Genomic DNA, 19,178 nt, shown 5'->3' on the forward strand with positions numbered 1-19,178 from the left:
GGGGCATTACGGTGGGACATGAGGACCTCCCTGAGTCAGGTGCGGCTGTTGTGGTAGCTCCACACCTACTCGGGAGGTCCTCACCATTTCAAGATCCGACCGTGTCACCAACGTCCATGGGCAGTACATCTAGGGCAGATGGTCGTGATTGGAGATCAAACAGCGACCATCTGCCCTAGATCGACACGGGGGGTGGGGTCCGGACGCTTCGGACCGCTGACGTCACGGCCCCGCCCGCCAATGCCGGCACGGGGTCGGCGGGCACCACCGGTGAGCCGGCCGCCGGCCCCACCGGCCCGGGCCGACGCGGCGGGGCGAACCCGGGTAGTGCCGCCGTCGCCCGCTCGACCAGGCGGTTGTGCCGGAGCGCGTGCCGGACCGCGACCGCCACCATCACCAGCACCGCGCCGGTGACCGCCGGTCCGAGCAGCGTGCCAGCGTCGATCCCGGCGGACCCTACGGCGAGCGCCGCGGCCGGCAGCATCGACAGCCCGGCCACCTGCGGCGGCAGCATCACCAAGGGGTGGGCGGCAGCGGCGCGCAGCGCCGGGGGCAGCGGAGCATCCGGTACCCGGGCCAGCGCCCCGGCCCCCGCCCGCAACCGGCGCAGCCGGGGAACCGTCCACGCGGCCACCACGGTCGCCGGCACCACCGGCAGGGCGAGGACCAACGTGCCCGCCCCGGTCGTCGTGACCAGTCCGAACAGGACGGCCGTGCCGAGCAGACCGACCCCGTAGAGCGTCAGCAGCAGCGTGCCCCGCCGACGCAGCGACCGGGCAGAGGCGCGGTGCGGCATCCCATCGGCGAGGAACCCGGCGCCGGACCAGAGAGCCGTGAGGCCGAGCACCAGGGCGAGGGTGACATCCATGCGGTTGAGCCTGCCCTGCCGCGTCGCGTACCGGCATCCGGGACGACCCCCCGCGCGGCCCGCAGATCTGTCCCGTAGGGGAACGCGCGGGTGAGGCCGAGAACCAGCCTTGCCGAGGCGGCCGGCGATGGCCACCGCACTCGTTACGGGACAACCGGGTGGGTCCTGATCGACTAGCCTGACCGTCGGCTCCGGCACCCGTCCGCTGGCGTTTCGCGACGGCTCTGCCGGCCTTGGCGGTGGTCGCTGGCGTGCCTCGACGGCGCCCGCCGATTTCGAGAAAGGTGGGGGATGTCGGTTCTTCTCAGGTCACTCCTGGCGGTTACCACCGGGGCGACGCTGCTCGCCGCGACCGCCGCGCCGGCGGTCGCGCAGCCTCCGGAGGGGACCATCAGGTCCGCCGGCGGTGCGGCTGCCGTGACCGGTAGCTATCTGGTGGTCTACAAGGACAGCGTGGTCGCCCGGCAGCGGGTCGGCGACATTTCCCGCGGGCTGGCCGCCCGGCACCAGGGCGCGGTCGCCCGGTCGTACGAGGCCGTGCTGCGGGGCTTCGAGTTCCGCGGCAGCGAGCGGATGGCGCGGCGGGTGGCCGCCGATCCCGCCGTGGCGTACGTCGAGCAGAACCAACGGGTACGGGTCGCCGGTGAGCAGATCAACCCGACCTGGGGACTGGACCGGATCAACCAGCGGAACCGGCCGCTGGACGTCCGGTACACGTACCCGCGCCAGGCCGGCACCGTCCACGCGTACGTGCTCGACACGGGTATCCGGTTCAGCCACGCCGAGTTCGGTGGTCGGGCCGTCAGCGGGTACGACTTCGTCGACAACGATGCCGACGCGAGCGACTGCGACGGGCACGGCACGCACGTGGCGGGCACCATCGGCGGGACTACCTACGGGGTGGCGAAGGGCGTGACCCTGGTGGGCGTCCGGGTCCTCAACTGCGAGGGCAGCGGCACCTGGGCCGGTGTGGTCGCGGGCATCGACTGGGTTACCGCGCACGCGGTCCGGCCGGCGGTGGCCAACATGAGTCTCGGCGGCGGTCCCAGCCAGATAGTGGACGACGCGGTGCGCAACTCGATCCGGTCCGGAATCACCTTCGGCCTGGCCGCCGGCAACGGTGACGAGTTCGGGAACCGGCTGAACGCCTGCGGTTCGAGCCCGGCCCGGGTCACCGAAGCGGTGACGGTGGGCGCCACCGACGTGTACGACTACGCGGCCACCTTCTCCAACTACGGCTCGTGCGTGGACCTCCTCGCACCGGGCGTCGACGTGACCTCCGCCTGGGTCACCGGCGACCAGGCGACCGCGCGGCTCGACGGAACCTCGATGGCCACGCCGCACGTCGTCGGGGCCGCCGCGATCCTGCTCGCCGGTCACCCCGATTGGACTCCCCAGCAGATCCGCGACCAGTTGCTGGCCGACTCCACCACCGGGCTGGTGATGAACCCGGGCTCGGGCACCCCCAACAACCTGCTGTACGTCGCGCCGCTACCGCCACGGGACGGCTTCTCGCCGCAGCCCGGCACCCCGATCCGGCCGCGTCCCGGCACCTCGACCACGTCGGGTGTCGCGCCACGGAGGTAGTTCGACGGTTCGCCGGCCCGGCCTCCGGTCGGGTCGGGTCGGCGAACCGGAGCTGGCTGGGCCGGGAGTTGGCGAACCGGAGCTGGCCGGGCCGGGAGTTGGCGATGCGGGGCCGGCCGGCCCGGAGCCGGTGAGGCGCGGTCCCGGCCTGCCCGGCGAGGCGCAGCCCGGTGACGCACGAGTCGGCGCCACGCGTCCCGCCCGATCCGCCCCGCGTCCCGCCGATCCGCCCCGCGGGTGTCCCGGCTCAGCCGCGATTGCTCACACGGGGAAGGTCGCCGGGCGTTCCTCGGCCGGGGGCGGCGGCGTCGCCCGCCACAACCGGGTGCGCTGCGCGAGGAGCCTGGCCAGGTAGGCCGGATTGAGGATGACGTACCGCCGCCAGAGCCGGCGCGGCTCCAGGCCGAGCCGCCAGAACCACTCAAGACCCGCCCGTTGCATCCACGGCGGCGGCGTACGCAGCAGGCCGGCGTGGTAGTCGAAGGCCGCGCCGACGGCCAGCAGCGGCATGTCCAGCAGCGGCCGCATGGCGTATGCGAAGACCTCCTGGCGGGGGCAGCCCAGCCCGACCAGCACCAGCCGGGCGCCCGAGGCCCGGATCCGGTCGGCGATCTCCACGTCCTCGGCCGGCCGCGCGGTGCGGAACTTCGACGGCTCCACGCCGGCGAGCTTGAGCGCCGGGAACATCCGCTCCAGGGCGGGCACCAGCCGGGCCAGCGTCGGCTCGGTAGAGCCGTACAGGTAGACGGGAAGTCCCTCGTCGGCGCACCGCTGAAGGACCCGCAGGGTGAGGGTCGGCCCGTACACGCGGTCCGCGAGCCCGGCGCCGTGCAGCAGGTTGAGCGCCCAGCGGACCGGCTGGCCGTCGGGGGTGACGAGGTCGAACGAGTTGAGCCGGGCGTTGTGCGGCGGATCGAGGACGCCGGTCATCACCCCGTGCACCGCCAGCGCGGTAAGCGCGAACGGGCGGCGGTCCCGCGCGGCGCCGACCACCTGCTCGGCGGCGGCCTCGTAGTCCACGGCGTCCACCAGGACGCCGAGGACGTTCCGCTTACCCTGGGCGATCACGCTTTCGGCGCCCAGGTGTCGGCGTTCGCCTCGTACATCTCCCGGAGGATCATCGGCACGTCGTATGTGAGCTTCCAGTCCGGGTAGTGCTCCTCGAACCGGGCCATGCTGCTGATCCACCACTGGTGATCGCCGACGCGGTTCCGCTCGACATAGTTGATCTTCGCCTCTCGGCCGCTGATCTCCTCGGCGATCCGGAAAGCTTCGATGTGGGAGGCGTTGGAGTGCCGACCGCCGCCCAGGTTGTAGACCTCGCCCGAGCGTGGGTTGCGGAAGAACGCCTCGAACGCGGTCAACACGTCATGCGAGTGGATGGCGTCCCGGACCATCTTGCCCTTGTAGCCGAAGAGATTGTACGTCCGGCCCTCCATCACCGCGCGCATCAGGTAGGCCAGGTAACCGTGCAGCTCGGCGGCCGAGTGGCCGGGGCCGGTAAGCGTGCCGCCCCGGAAACAGGCCGTGCGCATCCCGAAGTAGCGGCCGTACTCCTGCACCGCCACGTCGGCCGCGACCTTGGAGACGCCGAAGATGGAGTGCAGACACCCGTCGATCGACATCTCCTCGGTGATGCCCTGGTGGTACGGGTGGTCCTCGGGCAGTTCGTACCGGGTCTCCAGCTCGACAAGCGGCAGGCTGTTCGGCCGGTCGCCGTACACCTTGTTGGTGGAGCAGAAGATGAACGGCGCCTCGATCGCGTGCTGGCGGGTGTTCTCCAGCAGGTTCAGCGTGCCGACGGCGTTGACGTCGAAGTCGGTCAACGGCTCCTTGGCCGCCCAGTCGTGGCTGGGCTGGGCGGCGGTGTGGATGACGACGGCGATGTCGGAGCCGTACTTCTTGAACACCTCCGCCAGCCCGTCCCGGTCCCGGATGTCGGTGGCGAAGTGGGTGTACGCGCTGCCCAGCTCGTCGGTCAGCCGGCGCTGGTTGCCGGCGGTAGAGCCGTCCTCACCGAAGAAGTAGCGGCGCATGTCGTTGTCGATACCGACAACGTCCATGCCGAGCCGGGCGAAGTGCCGGACGGCCTCCGCACCGATCAAACCGCCGGATCCGGTCACCAACGCGACAGTCACACGTCACTCCTGGGTCGGGGGCAGAACAACCATCGGAGCATAGCGTGACGTACGGCACGCCCCGAACGCAGCGAGGGCCCCGCATCGATGCGGAGCCCTCGTCCTGGTGGGGAAGGGGGGAGTTGAACCCCCACGCCCTTTCGGGCACACGGACCTGAACCGTGCGCGTCTGCCATTCCGCCACTTCCCCGTGGCAATGACCTGGATCTAGTGTAAGTGTGTCCAGGACGGGCCGGTCACCCGGGCCGGGACATATTACGCTGCTCCAGGGGTGCCGGTGGCGTTTCCGCCAGCGGCGCATGGAAGAGTAGCACGACAACTCCGGCCGTCAGGACAGGCCGGTCAGCCCTCGGCCGAGCGGCGTGTGAGCTGCGCGCGCGGCGGCCGGATACCATCATGTCCTCGGGACCCGAGGAGGAGCCGGTGAGCGTGCTGCAACGCTTTGAGAAGCGTTTGGAAGGCCTGGTCGAAGGAGCCTTCGCCAAGGTGTTCAAGGGGGTCGTGCACCCCGTCGAGATCCTCAACGCCATGCAGCGGGAGGCCGAGGCGCACAAGGCGATACTCGCCGGTGGTCGGACCCTGGTGCCGAACCGTTACGTGATCGATCTCTCGCCGTACGACCACAGTCGGTTGGCGCCGTACGCCGCCGCGCTGGCCCAGGAACTGGCCCAGTCGCAGGCCGAGTTCATCGGCGAGCAGGCGTGGACGGTCTACGGTGACGTGATCGTCGAGATCGAGCGCGGCGACGGCCTGGACACCGGCATGTTCCGGGTGACCGCTGAGGTCTACACCGGGGGTGACGTCGCGCCGGTCCAGCAGGGCTACGACGCCCCGCCGCAATACCCGGCGTACGACCAGGGCGGTGGTTACGGTCCACCGCCGGCGCAGGGCGGGCGCAACATCCGGCTGGTCTCCGGTGACGGCCGGACCTACCCGCTGCAGATGGGCTCGACGGTCATCGGCCGTGGTGACCAGGCGACGCTGCGGCTGCCGGATGTCGGGATCTCCCGGCGGCACGCCCGGCTGGACTTCGACGGGGCGCAGGTGGTTCTGACCGATCTCGGCTCGACCAACGGCACCATGGTCAACGGGCAACGCGTCTCCGCCGTGGCGCTCAACCCCGGCGACATGATCCAGCTCGGGACGACGACGCTGACGTTCCGCGTGGACGGCTAGGATCTTGCCTGCCTTCGTCATCACTGTCGCCCGGATCGGGTTCATCGTCCTGCTCTGGATCTTCGTCTTCACGGTCGTCGGCGTGATCCGTCGAGACCTGTTCGCCGGTGCCCGGTCCAGCCGGCTCGTCGCCGCGCCACGAGGGGTCGGCGCCTCCACCGCGGGGGCGACGGCCCGGCCGGCGAAGGTCAAGAAGGGCCGCGCCGCGCACCAACTCGTGGTGACCGCCGGGCAACTCGCCGGCACCCGGATCACGTTGGGCGAGGCCCAGATCACCATCGGTCGGGCCGAGGACTCCACCCTGGTGATCACCGATGACTACGCGTCGGCCCGCCACGCCCGCCTGGTGCCGCGAAACGGCCAGTGGTTCGTGGAGGATCTGGGTTCCACTAACGGCACCTATCTCGATCGCGCTAAGGTCACCGGACCGACCCCCGTCCCCCTCGGTGTGCCGATCCGGATCGGCCGCACCTCTCTCGAATTACGGCCATGACTCTGACCCTGCGCTACGCGGCCCACAGCGACCGTGGACTGATCCGAGACGGGAACCAAGACTCCGTCTACGCCGGTCCGCGACTACTCGCCGTTGCGGACGGTATGGGCGGCATGGCCGCCGGTGACGTCGCCAGCAACATCGTGATCGGGGCGATGGCCCCGTTGGACGAGGATGTTCCCGGGGACGCCCTGGTGGACGCCTTACGGTCCGCTGTGGACACCGCCAACCAACAACTCCGGGACACCGTCGACGCCAATCCGCAGCTGGAGGGAATGGGCACCACGCTCACCGCCACCCTCTTCTCGGGCAGCAAGATCGGCATGGTGCACATCGGGGACTCCCGGGCCTATCTCCTGCGCGACGGCGAGTTCGGCCAGATCACCAAGGACGACACCTACGTGCAGATGCTTGTCGACGAAGGTCGAATCAGCATGGAGGAGGCGAGCAGCCACCCGCAGCGGTCGCTGCTCACCCGGGCCCTGGACGGCCGGGACATCGACCCGGAATACTCCGTACGTCAGGTGCTCCCCGGGGACCGCTACCTGATCTGCAGCGACGGTCTGTCCGGTGTGGTCAGCGCCGAGACGATCGCCGACACGTTGCGCGAGTTCGCCGACCCCCAGCAGTGCGTCGAGCGGCTCGTGCAACTGGCGCTGCGCGGCGGTGGCCCCGACAACATCAGCGTGGTGGTGGCGGACGCCACCGACCAGGACATCGTGGAGGCCGCGCCGATCGTTGGTGGGGCGGCGGCCCGTGACCGGGGCATGGCCACCTCGGCCGACACGTCGACCCCGGCCGCGCGGGCGTCCGCGCTGTCGGCGCCCCGGCCGGCCACTCCCGAGCCGGCGTCCGCGGCCGGATCCGTCCGGGATGACGAGCCGGAGCGGCGGCGTCGCCGTCCGGTGCGCACGGCCCTGCTGCTTGTCGTGCTCCTCGGTCTGCTGGGTGGTGGGATGTGGGCCGGCTGGACCTACACCCAACGGCAGTACTACGTCGGTGCCACCGAGGACGGCCAGCTCGCCGTGTTCCAGGGCATCCCGGGCCAGGTCGCCGGGCTGGACCTGTCCAGCGTGCACGCCACCAGCGGCACCCGCCTCGATGACCTCACCACGGCCGCGCAGGAACGGGTCCGGCTGGGCATCCAGGCCAACAGCGAGCCGGACGCCGAGCGGCGGATGGCCGAGCTGACAAGCGACGATCCCAGCAACCCGAACCTCAAACCGACCTGCCCGCCCAGTCCGGCTCCGTCGGCACCGGCCACCGGTTCGCCGGCCGGGTCGGCGGCACCGCCGACGAACGCCGCCGTTCCGAGTGGCGCCGTCTCCGCCACCCCGAGCCTGCCCGGCACGCCCGCGAGTTCCGACGCGTCCCCGTCCGACGTGTTGCCGCCGGTAGTGGATCCGGCCGGTTGCCGGTCCCCGGAGTGAGCGTGGCCGCCAGCGATCCCAGGGACATCCGATGAGCGGCCCGAGCGGACCGGCGGCGGCGCCCGCGTCAACGGGTGAGCTGCCCCGCGTACGCGAGACCAAGGTGCGGCGCAACGCCGAACTCGGGCTCCTCGCGTTCGCGATGGCGCTGGTGGTGATCTTTTCCGGCACCGTCGAGCTGACCGTCCTCGGCACTCTGCGGCCGGACTTCTGGGTGCAGATCGCCGTGGTTGGTGGGTTCTTCTTCGCGCTGCACATGGTGGTCCGGTTCCTCGCGCCGTACGCCGATCCGGTCCTGCTTCCGGCGGTGGCCCTGCTCAACGGCCTGGGTGTCAGCTTCCTGCGGCGGATCGACATGGACCGGGCAGAGGCCGCCGAGCGGGCCGAGTTGCCGATCTTCTCGGGCTTCGGCGGCCGTCAGCTCGCCTGGACGCTTATCGCCCTGGTGCTGGCCGCCGCCCTGTTGATCTTCATCCGGGACCACCGGGTGGTCTCCCGGTACGCCTACACCCTCGGCCTCGCCGGCATCATCCTGGTCATGATCCCGGCGGTACTGCCGGCGAAGTACTCCGAGGTGTACGGCGCGAAGCTGTGGATCAAGGTGGGCTCGTTCTCCATCCAGCCGGGTGAGTTCGCCAAGCTCGCCCTGCTCGTCTTCTTCGCCTATTACCTGGTCCGCAAGCGCGAGGTGCTGTCCCTGGCCAGCCGGCGCGTCCTCGGCATCGACTTCCCCCGCGGCCGGGACCTCGGCCCGGTGGTCGCGGTCTGGTTGTTCAGCGTGCTGGTGCTGGTCTTCGAGAAGGACCTGGGCACCTCGCTGCTCTACTTCGGCATGTTCGTGGTGACCCTCTACATCGCCACCGAGCGGTCCAGTTGGCTGATCATCGGTCTGCTGCTGTTCTTCGGCGGGGCCTACCTCGCGTACCTCCTCGGCAGCACGGTCGGCGGACCGTTCGCGAACTTCTACCTCCGCGCCGAGATCTGGCTGGACCCGTTCAACGACCCGTACGAGGACGGCTTCCAACTTGTCCAGGGGCTGCTGGCGCTGGGCACCGGGGGCCTGTTCGGCACCGGCCCCGGCGGCGGCCAGCCGGACAAGATCCCCGAGGTGCAGAACGACTTTATCTTCGCCGGGCTCGGCGAGGAGATCGGCCTGTTCGGACTGGTCGCGCTCCTGCTGATCTACCTGTTGATCGTCGAGCGCGGGCTGCGGGCCGCGCTGGCGGTGCGGGACTCGTTCGGCAAACTGCTCGCCGGTGGCCTGGCGTTCACCCTCGGCCTCCAGGTATTCGTGATCGTCGGCGGGATCAGCAAGCTCATCCCACTCACCGGGCAGACCACGCCGTTCCTGTCCGCCGGCGGTTCCTCGTTGATGGCGAACTGGATGCTGGTGGCGATGCTGCTGCGGATCTCCGACGCGGCCAACCGGCCGGTGACCGCCACGCCGGTGGCCCGGACCAGCGGGGGCAGCCCGGTGCCCGCCAAGTTGCACGGTGCCGAGACGGAGGTGATCCGCCCGTGAACGCCCCCCTGCGGCGAGTCGGCGTGGTGGTGCTCGTCCTGTTCGGCCTGCTCTTCGCCAACCTCAACTGGGTGCAGGCATACAAGGCCGAGGAATACAGCACCAGCCCGTACAACGGCCGCGTCCAGGTGGACGAGTACAACCGCCAGCGCGGCAACATCGAGGCCGGCGGCACCGCGTACGCCACCAGCAAGGCGACCGACGGCGACCTGAAATACCTGCGCACCTACCCGGCGGGGCCGCTCTACGCCCACGTGCTCGGCTACAAGCCGGTCAACGGCGAGGCCGTCGGCATTGAGCAGAGCGAGAACAAGTTCCTCGCCGGCACCAGCGACCAGCTGTTCGCCGACCGGGTCCGGGACGTCTTCACCGGCGACAGCACCGGTGGCGGCAACGTGCTGCTGTCCATCTCCAAGCGCGCCCAGGACGCCGCCGCCAAGCAGCTCGCGAACAACCGGGTCGACGCGACGAAGGGCGCGGCGATCGCGATCGACCCGCGCACCGGTGCCGTGCAGGCGCTGGTCTCCATGCCCAGCTTCGACCCGAACCCGCTGGTCAGTCACAACTCCAAGCAGGCCGAGGCGGCGTTCGACGAGCTGGAGGCCGACCCGAACCGGCCGCTGGCCAACCGGGCGTTGTCCGAGGTCCTGCCGCCCGGATCGACCTTCAAGGTGATCGACACGGCGGTCGCCCTGGAAAACGGCTACACCAAGCAGACCCGGATCCCGGCCGGGTCGTCGTGGACGCCGCCGACCTCGGGCAGGCCGATCAAGAACGCCACGCCGTCCATCTGCCCGGAGTCGGAGGTCACCCTCATCGAGGCGGTCACCGATTCGTGCAATACCGGGTTCGCCCAACTTGGCGTGGAGCTCGGCGCCGACAAGATCAAGCAGAAGGCGCAGGCGTTCGGGTTCGAGCAGGAGGATCTGACGGTCGGCCGGCTGGACAACGGCGGCATCCCGGTCGCGGCCAGCCGGACCGGGACCATGCAGAACCCGGACGGCAGCACGGACCCGGCGGCGCTGGCCCAGTCGTCGATCGGGCAGAACAACGTGCGGATGACCCCACTGCAGGGTGCGTTGATCGCGGCGACGGTGGCGAACGGCGGCACCCAGATGCGGCCGTACGTGGTGGAGAAGCTGATCGGGCCGGACCGCACGACCACCCACTACACGGCCGATCCCAAGCAGCTGCGCCAGCCGATCAGCGGGCAGGTCGCCACCGACCTGCGGGACATGATGATCAGCGTGGTGGAGAACGGTTCCGGACGGAACGCTCGCATCTCCGGCTTCACGGTCGGCGGCAAGACCGGCACCGCCGAGCAGGGCGAGGGTCGGCCGGAACACGGCTGGTTCATCGGATTCCTGATGAAGGACGGCCAGCCGATCTCGGCCGTCTGCGTGGTGCTGGAGTCGGCCGGCAGCGGCGGCAGTGGCGAGGCTGCCCGGATCACCGGCCAGATCATGCGCGCCGTCATCCAGGACAAGGGGATCAAGTGACCCTGAGCCCCGGCATGCAACTCGGCAACCGCTACCGCGTGGAGGAGCGGATCGCCGGGGGCGGCATGGGCGACGTGTGGCGCGGCACCGACGAGGTGCTGGGCCGCACGGTGGCGGTGAAGGTGCTGTTGCCGGCGTTGCTTGACGAGCCCGGCTTCGCCGAGCGGTTCCGCGGCGAGGCGCGCACGATGGCGACGATCAACCACCCCGGGGTCGTCGACGTGTACGACTACGGCAACGATTCGCAGATCGCGTTCCTGGTGATGGAGTACGTCGAGGGGGACGCCCTGTCGCGGACCCTGAGCCGGGTCGGTCGGCTCACCCCGGCGCGTACCATGGCGCTTGTGGCGCAGGCCGCCGACGCCCTCCAGGCGGCGCACGACAAGGGGATCGTGCACCGGGACCTGAAGCCCGGCAACCTGCTGGTCCGGCCCAACGGCACGCTGGTGCTCATCGATTTCGGCATCGCCCGCTCCGACCTGGTGGGCCAACTCACCGCCGCTGGCGCGGTGCTCGGCACCGCCTCGTACATCTCACCCGAGCAGGCCACCGGCGGCGTGGCGGCGCCCACGTCCGACGTGTACGCCCTCGGCGTGGTCGCTTACCAGTGCCTCTCCGGGCGTCGCCCGTTCGAGGGCGACAACCCGCTCGAAATCGCCATGAAGCACGTCCGGGACGCTCCGCGCCCGCTTCCGGCGGACTGCCCCGGGTCGGTGCGGGGCATCGTGGAACGGGCGATGGCCAAGGACCCGGCCGCCCGGTGGCCGACCGCCGCCGCCTTGGCCGCGGTGGCCCGTCAGGCGGCCGGCGAGCTGTCCGGGAAGCAGCCGCCCCGGTCGACGGCCGGTTCCGCCGCGGTCGCCGGGCGGGCATATCCGGCCGCCGCTCCCGGCTCCCCGGTCGCCCCGGGCTCCCCGGTCGCGTCGTCGGGTCGGGCGTACCCCGGCGCCGCCCCGGGCTCCCCGGTGGCGACCGGTCGGGCCTACCCTGCTGGATCGCCGGGGGCGGCCCCGAACCGGCCTGCCACCGCGCCGGGCTCACCGGTCGGCACATCCGCTCCGGCTCCGCCCCGGATCACCGGCACCGCGACACCCCGATCGGGCGGTGCCGCGCCCCGCACCGGCACCCCGCCGCGAACCGGTACTCCGGCGGGTCCGCCGCGTACCGGCACTCCGGCGGGTCCGCCGCGTACCGGCACTCCGGCCGGTCCGCCGCCTGGCTCGGCCAACCGGGGGCCGGTTGCGTCGCCGCCCGCCGGCGGCGTCAACAAGCACCCCAGTCGGGGGGCGGCGGCCGTGCCGCGCGCCACGCCGAACGCCGCTCACCAGGCTCCCCGGCCAGCCGGAATGGCCAGGCCGGTGCCTCCGCAGCCCGCCGCGACAACCGGCAACCGCTCGTTCTGGGTGGTACTCGCTATCGTGGTGAGCCTGTTGGTATTGCTCTGCTGGGGTCTTTCGAGCCTCCGCGACGGAACCTCCGCCGGGCCACGGCCGACTCCGGTGCCGGTAGCGGTGGGGTCCGACGGTGGATACGACGACCTCCACCGCACGCCGTACCGTCAGGTGGAGCGGACGCTGCCGGCCGGCGGTGACCAGATGAGTGAAGGACGACTGACGAGATGACTGCCCAGGCCCGCCTACTGGGTGGCAGGTACCAGGTCGGCGATCTGCTGGGGTACGGCGGCATGGCCGAGGTACACCGCGGCCGCGACCTGCGGCTCGGCCGTGACGTGGCGATCAAGATGCTACGTACCGACCTGGCCCGCGACGCCACCTTCCAGATGCGGTTCCGCCGGGAAGCGCAGAACGCCGCCTCGCTCAACCACCCAGCGATCGTCGCGGTCTACGACACCGGCGAGGAGATCGCGCCCACCGGCGAGACGCTGCCGTTCATCGTGATGGAGTTCGTGAACGGGCGGACCCTCAAGGAGGTGCTCGCCGCCGAGGGTCGGCTTATGCCGCGTCGGGCGATGGAGATCACCGCCGACATGTGCGCCGCGCTGGAGTTCAGCCACCGGCACGGGATCATCCACCGGGACATCAAGCCGGGTAACGTGATGCTCACGCTCAACGGCCAGGTCAAGGTGATGGACTTCGGCATCGCCCGGGCCCTGGCCAGCGGCGCCACGACGATGACCCAGACCAGCGCCGTGATCGGCACCGCCCAGTACCTCTCGCCCGAGCAGGCCAGGGGCGAGTCGGTGGACGCCCGATCCGACGTGTACGCCGCCGGGTGTGTGCTGTTCGAGCTGCTCTGCGGGCACCCGCCGTTCGTCGGCGACAGCCCGGTCAGCGTCGCGTACCAGCACGTGCGGGAGGATCCGCCGTCGCCGAGCCAGATCAACCCGGACGTGACCCCGCCGATCGACGCGATCGTGCTCAAGGCGCTGTCCAAGAACCCGCTGAACCGCTACCAGAGCGCCGGCGAGATGCGGGCCGACCTGCTGCGGGCCGCCGCCGGCCGGCCGGTGATGGCGACTCCGGTGATGCGCGAGTCGGAGACGATGGCGATGGCCGCGGCGCAGACCGCGGTCCACCAGCAGGGCACCGCCAGCCAGCCGCGCACCGCGCCGGTCCGGGCCGGCGAGGCGCGGCGGCGCCGGGCCTCGGCCTGGTTGATGGCCGCGCTCAGCGCCCTCGGCGTGCTGGCGGTGGTGGTGCTCGTGGTCGCCCTGCAGGTCACCAACGAGGACCGCAAGCGGGTGACCGTGCCGAGTGTGCTGAACCTGACCCAGGAGCAGGCGGAGAACGAGCTGGCCCGGAACAATCTGACGTTCGGGTATGGCCCGCAGATCAAGAACCCCACCTGCAAGCAGGGCACGGTGGCCGACCAGAACCCGAAGGGCAACACCACCACGGCCCGGGAATCGGAGGTCACCCTCCAGCTCTGCGCCGGCCCGGCCGACGTCCCGATCCCGACCGGGCTGATCGGCGGACAGTACGACTTCGTGGAGGGGCAACTCAAGGGCCTCGGCCTGGTAGTGGTCAGGAAGGACGTCAACAGCGCTGAGCCGGAGGACGAGGTGCTCGGGCTGAACCCGAAGGAAGGCAGCACGGTCCCGCCCGGCACCAAGGTGACGGTGGAGGTGTCCAACAACAGCCAGCGGGAGATCCCCAACGTGGTCGGCAAGGACCAGGCGACCGCCGAGGCCGAGCTGCGGGCCGCTGGCTTCACGAAGATCAGTGTGAAGCGAGGCCAGGCCGACGCGGACAATGCCGGCAAGGTGATTGACCAGAGCCCGAACGCTGGCCAGAAGCGCTCCACCGGCACTACGATCACCATCACCGTGGCGCAGGAGCCGGAGCCGGAACCGTCCGACTCGGCCTCGCCGAGCGTCACCCCGTCGACCCCGCCGCCCGGTGGGGGCGGCGGAGGTGGCAGACCCACCTCCCCGCCACCGCCGGATTAGCGTCACCGCCGACATCCTGGACTGGGTCGCGTCGGTGTTGCCTGTCCAGACGACCGCTACCAGGGCACCGGGCCCTCCTCGCCGAAGAACCCGCCGGTCGGTCCGTCCGCACCGAGCGTCGCCAGGCGCACCACGACCGCGGCGCCCTGTGCCGGCGTCAGGAACCCGGTGTGGTTGTTGCTGTCCGTGGCGCAGAAGCCGGGCGCGGCGGCATTGACGAGGATGCCGTCCTTGCGCAGTTCATTGGCGTACTGCACGGTCAGCGCACTCAGCGCGGTCTTGGACGGCGAGTACGCCGCCGACGGCACCAGCGACGCGAAGGGGCCCTCCGGGTCGCTGGTGAGGGTCAGCGACGCGGCATGGCTGCTGACGTTCACCACCCGCGGCGCGGGCGAGCGTCGCAGCAGCGGCAGCACCGCATTTGTCACCTGGATCACCCCGAAGACGTTTGTCGCGAACACCGCACGCACCATGTCGAGGTCGACCGAGCTGGGCACCTGGTCATGAGCGTCGGCGGGCGAAACCCGCCCGGAGCCGGTGATGCCGGCGTTGTTCACCAGTACGTCGAGGCGACCGAAGCGCGCCTCGATCCACCTCGCGGCGTCACGGACGGTGATCGGGTCAACGACATCCACGGTGACCGCGTGCGCGTCACGGCCCGCCGTGCGCACCGCCGCGGCCGCCTCCTCGCCGTGCCGCGGGTTTCTGGAACCAATCAGGACCGTCATGCCCAGCGCGGCAAGTTGCTCAGCCGTCGCGCGGCCTATCCCCTTGTTCGCCCCGGTTACCAGCGCGATCTTCCGTTGTGGGGTGGGCTCGTTCACTACCGTCTCCTGATCTCAGGACTACCTGCCGCCCGGATGCGGTGCGGCGTCTGACGACGTGGAGATGGCGACAGCTTGAGCCGTGTGACGGTTCGGGTGACGTGATTGCGGCCACTGAGCGTGGACGTCAGGAGAGCGGGAGGTCAGCGTCTCGTGGCTGCGGACGGGCGACCATGCCGTACGTGGCAGGCCGGGTTTCGCCGGTTGGTCCTCGACGCGGGTTCAGGGTGTGGCGGCGAAGGCTGACCGGCGGCGCTCGTCAACGTCGGCCGAGAGCGCCGGCGCCCGGTCCAGCGCTTCCGCGAAACCACATTCGGCCAGCCAGTTCGCCAACATCAGGTGCCCGCCCTCGGTCAGCACCGACTCCGGGTGGAACTGGACCCCCTCGATGGGAAGGGTGCGGTGGCGCATCGCCATGACGATGCCCGACCCGGTCCGGCCGGTCACCTCGATCTCGTCCGGCAACGTCTCCGGCAGCACCGTGAGCGAGTGGTAGCGGGTGGCGGTGAACGGGTCAGGCAGACCGGCAAGCACGCCGGCACCGGTGTGCCGCACCTGAGACGTCTTGCCGTGCAGCAGTTCGGGTGCCCGGGTGACGGTGGCCCCGAACGCCGCGCCGATCGCCTGATGGCCCAGGCAGACGCCGAACAGCGGAAGACGACCGGCGTACGCCCCGATGACGTCGAGGCAGATGCCGGCGCGATCCGGCGTACCCGGACCCGGCGAGAGCAGCACTCCGGCGGGATCGAGCCGACCCACCTCCGCGACGTCGATCTCGTCGTTGCGCCGCACATCGCAGTCGACGCCCAACTGGCCTAGGTACTGCACGAGGTTGAACACGAACGAGTCGTAATTGTCGATCACCAGGATGCGCACGGCTCACCTGCTCCGGGAGCGTGTCGGGCTGGCCGACGGGTCCGGATTGTTGGTGTGTGTGGCGTACGGGATGTCATGCTCATTGCCCGGCTGGCCCGTCTCGCCCGGTATCACCCCGCCGCCCGGCGGCCCGTCCGGCACCTCTCCGTCGACCCCCGAATCCTGGCTCACCTGTACGTCGTCGAACGGGAGCAGCGGCTCCGCCCACGGAAAGATCACGAACCAGAGCAGGGACACCGCCCCGGCGATCAACAGGACGGATCCCGCCAACTGGCCCGGCAGCCCGAACGGCAGATGGCGCCAGATCCACCGGTACATCGTCAGCCTCCCAGTTCCGCCGGCCGACCCTCGGACTTCGGCATGCTGCTTGCCAGTTCGGCGTGCACGATGAGTCGCTGGTAGTTGTCGAACTTCGGGTTGCACGTCGTCAGGGTGAGCAGTTTGCGGGTGGGTTTGGCACGAGCCTTGCCGGGCACCGGTGCCACGACGTCCACCTGGGTCGGTTTCACGATCAGCGAGTCGGTGACCTTGTAGATGAACCACGTGTCGCGCGACTCGGCGATGATCGCATCACCCTCGTCCAACTCGTCCAAGCTCCAGAAGGTGGCCCGGTTGCGGTGTCCGGCGACGGAGAAGTTGCCGACCTCCCCGGGAAGGGCTGACTTCGGGTAGTGCCCCGGGGCGTACCGGATGTCGCCGGGATCGACGCCCTCGACCACCACCCAGTTCTTGTCCAGCTTGGGGATGTAGAGACCGGCGACCGGCTTCCCCTGCACCGGCTTCAGCGGCCCCTCGGTCGCCGTCGGCGTCGGACCGACCGTCGGGTCGGATTCCCACTGCTGGGCCAGTTGATCGCTCAGATCGCCCTGGTGGGCATCCACGATTACCGACTTGCCCCACACCTCGTAGCCGGCGAAGAGCAGCACCACCAGACCGAACGTGATCAGGAGTTCGCCGCCGACCCGAAGTCCGGCGCGGATCCGGGAGCCGACGGTGGGGCGGGTCAACTCCGAGTAGACGCTCTTGTAGCCCTTGTCCATGTGTTCGGGCCGGAGCTGGACCACCCGTTCGCCGCGGCGTGGAGGTTCGGGCGCATCCGTCACCTCGTCCTTCCCGGCCGGCGGAGCCTCCGGCACCGCGCCCATCATCGTCGTCGGGTGGTCGACGTGCGGGGTCCGACGGTGCCGGACGGCCGGGATGATCGCCGTGGCGTCCGGCTCGGTGGGCCGGGAACCCGACACGGCGGGGATCATCACGGTCGCCGACGGGTCGTCGCGAACCACGGGAATCACCGAGGTCGGGGCGTCCCGTCCACCGTCGGGTTCCGCGCCGTCACGCCGGCCGGGCGGGTGCGGAGCGGCACCGGCGCCGCCGGCCCGCGGTCGGCCGTTCGGTGGTGCCGCCGGCTGCCGGGGTGACGTCGGTGGCGTGGACTGGCCGCCGGACGTCGGCGCCGCGGGCGTTCCATTCGCACCGGGTCTCGCCGCACGTCCACCGGTCGCCGTTCCGCCGGCCGAAGAACTGTCCGGTCGTACGGTCCCGGTGGCCACGGGGCCCGCGGTCCGCGCCGGTGCCCAGGGGCCGGGGTCGACCGAGCCGCGGGACCGTTCACTGGCGGGCAGGTCGGTCACCCGGCCAGGCCAGGCCAGGGGTGGACGGTGCCGGTCCGCCGCCGGGACCCGCGCGGTCGACGTCCCACCCGCGTCGTTGCTCGACGGCGGGTCCGTGGGCGTCGAGGGCCTGGCCGCCGGTGTGCCCGGCGGCGTGGCGGACGTCGGAGTGCGGGCCGTCGACGGCTTGGCCGGCTCCCACCAGGAGATCTGCTCTCGGGCAGGCGCCTGGTTGCCGCTGTCGGGGCGCGGTGCGCGGGCGGTCGTGGATGGCGCCGGGTCGGTCCGCTGGGGCGCCCGCGTTTCCTTCCGCGTCGCTGCCGGCCGCCGGTCCTGCTGGTCGGGGGCCGAAGGGCGGACCTGCCCCTCGCTGTCAGGGTGGTGACCAGGCTGGCGACCGTGCGGCGGGGTGGGCCGGGCTCTGCCCGCGGCCGGCCCGGCCCCCGCACTCTCCGGGGCTCGTCCGGCGGTGGGTAGGTCCGGGGCTCGTCCGGCGGTGGGTAGGTCCGGGGCTCGTCCGGCGGTGGGTAGGTCTGGTCCACGTCCGGCAACCGGTAGTCCCGCCGGGTCGTCGGTCCGGGTGAGGAACGCGGTCGGATCATCGAGATTGAGGGCGCGATGGCGACCGCTACCCGCGTCCGGCGGTCCACTGGGCTCGGTCGGCTCGCGGCTGGGGCTCATCGGGGCACCTCGGCGGAGCGGAGGGTGCTCGACCCTTCGAACGCCGGCACGGTGATGTCGGCGACGGTTTCACGATATCCGAGCTTGTAGTGGGCGACGGCATTCTTGAAGTTGCCCACCCCCTCGGACGCGGCGAGCGCGTTACGGAGCTTCACCGGATCCCCAATGGCCTTGATGACGAATGGCGGCGAATAGACGTTTCCGTGCAGCAGGAGCGTGTTTCCTACGCACCGTACCGCGCTCGTCGTCAACACTCGGACATCCATGATCGACATTGCCTCGGCACCACCGGCCCAGAGCGCGTTGACCACGGCCTGGACGTCTTGCTGGTGCACCACCAGATCGTCGTTGCTGACGCCGGCCGGCAGGGCACCGTCGGCGCTGGTCGGGGCGTCGTCGAGGGACACGATGACGCCCGGGCCGGCAAGGGCGGTGAAACCCGCGGCCTGCCGGACCGCGGCCGCCCGGTCCCGTTGGGTCGCGATCGGCGCGTCCGACCCAGCCAGCGCCTCGGTCTGCCGTTCCACCTCGGCGCGTAACGCGGCGGCTTCGTCCTCGGTGGCCGCGACCTGCTGCTTCCGCTCCTCCAGCAGTTGCGCCAATTGGGGCCGCCGGTCCTCCCGCAGCGAGGTGCCACCCGCCGTGGTGGCGGTGGTGGTGAAGAGCAGGCCAGCGGAGAGCGCGATCAGCGGGACCCCGACCGACCAGGCGGTACGGCGGGTTCCCCGGCGGCGGGGCAACAGCCCCACGCCAGCGCGCAGGAACGCCTTGCGCCAGGATGCGGCGCCGGAGGTGTATTCCACCGAGGCTTCCCTTCCCTCTCCGCCAGGTAGTTCCTGCTCAGTAGCCCCTGCCGGTGGGCCCGATGACAAGTCTCTCACCTGCCGGTGGCTACTCTCGCCGCAAGCGTGGGCGGCTGCCCGCCCTCACCCGCCGCAACCGAATGACCCCGTTCGTGGCCTGAGCCGCCTGCCGCGACTACGCTAGCTGTCGAACATTATTGGCCATGGACCGTCGCCCCCGCGCCCGGTTGTAGGCCGGACGAGGTCAACACCCCCTCAGGAG

The 19,178-nt window shown here is 70.9% G+C and carries 16 protein-coding genes, 1 tRNA gene and 1 pseudogene; 8 read left to right on the plus strand and 10 right to left on the minus strand.

What is annotated here, in order from left to right; all coding sequences use genetic code 11:
• Nucleotides 1-175: 175 nt before the first annotated feature.
• Complete coding sequence (locus ACFQUZ_RS07800) at nucleotides 176-868, minus strand: hypothetical protein (protein ID WP_377439468.1); 693 nt, start codon at nucleotides 866-868, stop codon at nucleotides 176-178.
• Between the two features lie 291 nt (nucleotides 869-1,159).
• On the opposite strand from ACFQUZ_RS07800, the gene ACFQUZ_RS07805 reads away from it, so the two are divergent.
• Nucleotides 1,160-2,455: a S8 family peptidase gene (locus ACFQUZ_RS07805; RefSeq protein ID WP_377439470.1), complete on the plus strand. Its 1,296-nt coding sequence runs from the start codon at nucleotides 1,160-1,162 to the stop codon at nucleotides 2,453-2,455.
• 261 nt (nucleotides 2,456-2,716) lie between these two features.
• On the opposite strand, the gene ACFQUZ_RS07810 is transcribed toward ACFQUZ_RS07805, so the two are convergent.
• The 3 genes from ACFQUZ_RS07810 to ACFQUZ_RS07820 all read right to left on the minus strand — a co-directional run bounded on the left by ACFQUZ_RS07810 (nucleotide 2,717) and on the right by ACFQUZ_RS07820 (nucleotide 4,783).
• Nucleotides 2,717-3,523 (minus strand): WecB/TagA/CpsF family glycosyltransferase, encoded by an 807-nt coding sequence (locus ACFQUZ_RS07810; RefSeq protein WP_377439472.1) that lies wholly within the window; start codon nucleotides 3,521-3,523, stop codon nucleotides 2,717-2,719.
• Nucleotides 3,520-4,593, minus strand: a complete 1,074-nt coding sequence (locus tag ACFQUZ_RS07815; protein WP_377439474.1) for an NAD-dependent epimerase/dehydratase family protein — start codon at nucleotides 4,591-4,593, stop codon at nucleotides 3,520-3,522. The genes ACFQUZ_RS07810 and ACFQUZ_RS07815 overlap by 4 nt, the downstream gene beginning before the upstream one ends.
• 104 nt (nucleotides 4,594-4,697) lie before the next feature.
• Nucleotides 4,698-4,783, minus strand: a tRNA-Leu gene (locus ACFQUZ_RS07820).
• Between the two features lie 206 nt (nucleotides 4,784-4,989).
• Between ACFQUZ_RS07820 and ACFQUZ_RS07825 the strand changes: the two genes are divergently transcribed.
• The 7 genes from ACFQUZ_RS07825 to pknB all read left to right on the plus strand — a co-directional run bounded on the left by ACFQUZ_RS07825 (nucleotide 4,990) and on the right by pknB (nucleotide 14,122).
• A complete protein-coding gene (locus ACFQUZ_RS07825; protein WP_377439476.1) occupies nucleotides 4,990-5,769 on the plus strand; it encodes an FhaA domain-containing protein in 780 nt (259 codons plus the stop codon).
• A 4-nt stretch (nucleotides 5,770-5,773) separates the two neighbouring features.
• Nucleotides 5,774-6,262, plus strand: coding sequence for an FHA domain-containing protein (locus ACFQUZ_RS07830; RefSeq protein ID WP_377439478.1), 489 nt, complete (start codon nucleotides 5,774-5,776; stop codon nucleotides 6,260-6,262).
• Entirely contained in the window at nucleotides 6,259-7,692 is a 1,434-nt protein-coding gene (locus ACFQUZ_RS07835) for a PP2C family protein-serine/threonine phosphatase (RefSeq protein WP_377439479.1), read from the plus strand. The genes ACFQUZ_RS07830 and ACFQUZ_RS07835 overlap by 4 nt, the downstream gene beginning before the upstream one ends.
• Before the next feature lie 142 nt (nucleotides 7,693-7,834).
• Complete coding sequence (locus tag ACFQUZ_RS07840; protein WP_377440052.1) at nucleotides 7,835-9,214, plus strand: FtsW/RodA/SpoVE family cell cycle protein; 1,380 nt, start codon at nucleotides 7,835-7,837, stop codon at nucleotides 9,212-9,214.
• On the plus strand, nucleotides 9,211-10,713 hold the full coding sequence (locus ACFQUZ_RS07845; RefSeq protein WP_377439481.1) for a peptidoglycan D,D-transpeptidase FtsI family protein: 1,503 nt from the start codon (nucleotides 9,211-9,213) through the stop codon (nucleotides 10,711-10,713). The genes ACFQUZ_RS07840 and ACFQUZ_RS07845 overlap by 4 nt, the downstream gene beginning before the upstream one ends.
• Nucleotides 10,714-10,727: 14 nt before the next feature.
• Nucleotides 10,728-12,335 (plus strand): protein kinase, encoded by a 1,608-nt coding sequence (locus tag ACFQUZ_RS07850; RefSeq protein ID WP_377440055.1) that lies wholly within the window; start codon nucleotides 10,728-10,730, stop codon nucleotides 12,333-12,335.
• Nucleotides 12,332-14,122 (plus strand): Stk1 family PASTA domain-containing Ser/Thr kinase, encoded by a 1,791-nt coding sequence (pknB, locus tag ACFQUZ_RS07855; protein ID WP_377439483.1) that lies wholly within the window; start codon nucleotides 12,332-12,334, stop codon nucleotides 14,120-14,122. The genes ACFQUZ_RS07850 and pknB overlap by 4 nt, the downstream gene beginning before the upstream one ends.
• A gap of 56 nt (nucleotides 14,123-14,178) precedes the next feature.
• On the opposite strand, the gene ACFQUZ_RS07860 is transcribed toward pknB, so the two are convergent.
• The 6 genes and pseudogenes from ACFQUZ_RS07860 to ACFQUZ_RS07885 form a co-directional block, all read right to left on the minus strand.
• Nucleotides 14,179-14,946 carry an SDR family oxidoreductase gene (locus tag ACFQUZ_RS07860; RefSeq protein WP_377439485.1) on the minus strand — a complete coding sequence of 256 codons (768 nt, stop codon included), beginning with the start codon at nucleotides 14,944-14,946 and terminating at the stop codon, nucleotides 14,179-14,181.
• A 222-nt stretch (nucleotides 14,947-15,168) separates the two neighbouring features.
• On the minus strand, nucleotides 15,169-15,822 hold the full coding sequence (locus tag ACFQUZ_RS07865) for an aminodeoxychorismate/anthranilate synthase component II (protein WP_377439488.1): 654 nt from the start codon (nucleotides 15,820-15,822) through the stop codon (nucleotides 15,169-15,171).
• A 3-nt stretch (nucleotides 15,823-15,825) separates the two neighbouring features.
• Complete coding sequence (locus tag ACFQUZ_RS07870; RefSeq protein ID WP_377439489.1) at nucleotides 15,826-16,140, minus strand: hypothetical protein; 315 nt, start codon at nucleotides 16,138-16,140, stop codon at nucleotides 15,826-15,828.
• A gap of 2 nt (nucleotides 16,141-16,142) precedes the next feature.
• Nucleotides 16,143-17,066 (minus strand): annotated as a pseudogene (locus ACFQUZ_RS07875) (class E sortase); the annotation flags it as partial.
• 364 nt (nucleotides 17,067-17,430) lie between these two features.
• On the minus strand, nucleotides 17,431-17,634 hold the full coding sequence (locus ACFQUZ_RS07880) for a hypothetical protein (protein ID WP_377439491.1): 204 nt from the start codon (nucleotides 17,632-17,634) through the stop codon (nucleotides 17,431-17,433).
• A 475-nt stretch (nucleotides 17,635-18,109) separates the two neighbouring features.
• Nucleotides 18,110-18,916 carry a DUF881 domain-containing protein gene (locus ACFQUZ_RS07885; protein WP_377439493.1) on the minus strand — a complete coding sequence of 269 codons (807 nt, stop codon included), beginning with the start codon at nucleotides 18,914-18,916 and terminating at the stop codon, nucleotides 18,110-18,112.
• Nucleotides 18,917-19,178: the final 262 nt, after the last annotated feature.

This window comes from Plantactinospora sp. GCM10030261 (assembly GCF_042666615.1).
Lineage (GTDB): Bacteria > Actinomycetota > Actinomycetes > Mycobacteriales > Micromonosporaceae > KBS50.